Here is a 1,741-nt window from a genome sequence, read left to right as displayed (position 1 = left end):
GTCGGAGTGGAGTTTCCCCAGCCAAGGGCCCTCTTTGCACGGGCGGAAACCGCCCCCGGACGGCCAGCCGCCCCCAGGCGCAGCGCAGCGCGCCCCTCACTTCACCTGCCGTGGGCCGCAGGCCCGAAACGCCCCCGCACCCGAAGAACTCACCCCGACCTCATCGCGGCAGCAGCCAGCGGCGCAGCGCAGCGGAGCCAGCCTTGACCTCGGCCACGCACCCACCCGTCAGGCAGCAAACCGGCATCCGCCCCGCCCCTTCCCCTCCCGCTGCTGGCGCTCTGGGTCCGGAGGGCCCGAGACGAAAGCGGCAGCAGGCCGAGCAGAATGCCGCCCCACGCGGCAGCACCCCACCGCCAGACGAAGAACCCACCCCACCCCATCGCGGCAGCAGCCAGCGCCCTGGACCCGGAGGGTCCGAGACGAAGCCCGCACCCATCCACCCCCAATCCCGCCCCACGCGGCAGCACACAGCATCAGCACCAGCACCAGCACCCCCGAAGGGCCCGTCACCCGGACGACATGACCTCATAAAGATTGCGGGCGTCATCGACGAAATACAGCCCGCGCGGGCACAGCGGATGGTCGATCCGACCATTGTCCGGCTCGTTGGGGTCGCTGCCGTACGGCACACCGGCGGCGCGGATGCGGGCCAGGATCCCGTCAAAGGTCGATGAGTCGACGTCGAACGCCAGGTGATGCCCGACAGGGTTCTCCACACACATGAAGTCCAGCGTCAGCGACTCATTCACCCGCACCGGCGCGAAATGCCGATCCAATCCCCCGTACTCCAGCCCCATGACAGAGGCGAAAAACCGCGCAGCCGCCTCATTATCAACGGCCGGAACAATGGTGTGGTTCAACGTAATGGGCATAGGTAACGTCCCCCTCCACTCTCGAATACAACTCGCGGCACCCCCCGACAGCCGGCTGCAACCAATAGGTCAGTCATCCGTATCTGCGATCAAATCAGTCAATCGACGAAGTTGACCAGCGAGTTGCACCCGCTCAGCCGGTGGAAACTGCGCGAGGCGCGCCTGACGCTCGCGGAGCCGAGCCTGTACGGCCGCGAGCTGCTCGGCCCCCTTTGCGGTGAGGCTGACCAGAACCCGGCGCTCGTCGGCGGGCGAGCGCCGCCGCGCCACGCTGCCCTTCCCTTCCAACTGCTGAAGCATCCGCGTGGCGGTGGGAACGCTGACGTCCGCCGCAGCGGCCAACTGCCCCACCGGCAACTCCTGCTCCCCCGCCAACGGGTTGAGCAGCGCCAACTGGGCGAGGGTCAGGCCGGAGCCCTCCTGCCCGGCGGCCGAGCGGGCGCGGCGCATCGCATAGAAGAGCGCGTCGGCGGCCAGCGCCAGCTCCTCCACACCCGAGCTGCCATCCAGGCCACCATTCGCGCCCGCGCCCGCGCCCACCACCGAGTCCGACATCTCACACCCTCCACAGTCACCGCTCCACCCCACCTCCGTTAGCTTACTAAATTAACTAATTAGCAAGCTAATTTTTAGCAGAGCATGCAAATGAACACCAACGAACGGCCGCAATCAGCGAGACCGAACAACCGAAGCCGACACTCCAGAGCCAGAACCAGAGCCAGAATCAGAATCAGCGTCAGCGCCATCGGAGGAAGAAGACGCAACAACCCGCGCGTCCGAACGCCCGGCCCCACGCGCAACCACCGTGATGACCAAAGCCACCGCGCTCACCCCCGCAGCGACCAGCGCGGCCGTGTGCATAGAGC

The 1,741-nt window shown here is 67.1% G+C and carries 2 protein-coding genes; both read right to left on the bottom strand.

Annotated features, from left to right (window positions below):
• Positions 1–509 precede the first annotated feature (509 nt).
• Positions 510–875: a VOC family protein gene (locus ACFU99_RS42745; protein ID WP_384403940.1), complete on the bottom strand. Its 366-nt coding sequence runs from the start codon at positions 873–875 to the stop codon at positions 510–512.
• A 69-nt stretch (positions 876–944) separates the two neighbouring features.
• Positions 945–1,430, bottom strand: coding sequence for a MarR family winged helix-turn-helix transcriptional regulator (locus ACFU99_RS42740; RefSeq protein ID WP_384403937.1), 486 nt, complete (start codon positions 1,428–1,430; stop codon positions 945–947).
• Between the last annotated feature and the right edge of the window lie 311 nt (positions 1,431–1,741).

Source organism: Streptomyces sp. NPDC057654, from assembly GCF_042800135.1.
Lineage (GTDB): Bacteria > Actinomycetota > Actinomycetes > Streptomycetales > Streptomycetaceae > Streptomyces.
Note: the sequence above shows the minus strand (reverse complement) of the source record. Positions and strands in the feature narration are given on the sequence as shown.

Coding starts and splice junctions, on each gene's coding strand:
- ACFU99_RS42745 (WP_384403940.1), bottom strand. CDS start 875: ATGCCCATTACGTTGAACCACACCATTGTTCCGGCCGTTGATAATGAG.
- ACFU99_RS42740 (WP_384403937.1), bottom strand. CDS start 1,430: ATGTCGGACTCGGTGGTGGGCGCGGGCGCGGGCGCGAATGGTGGCCTG.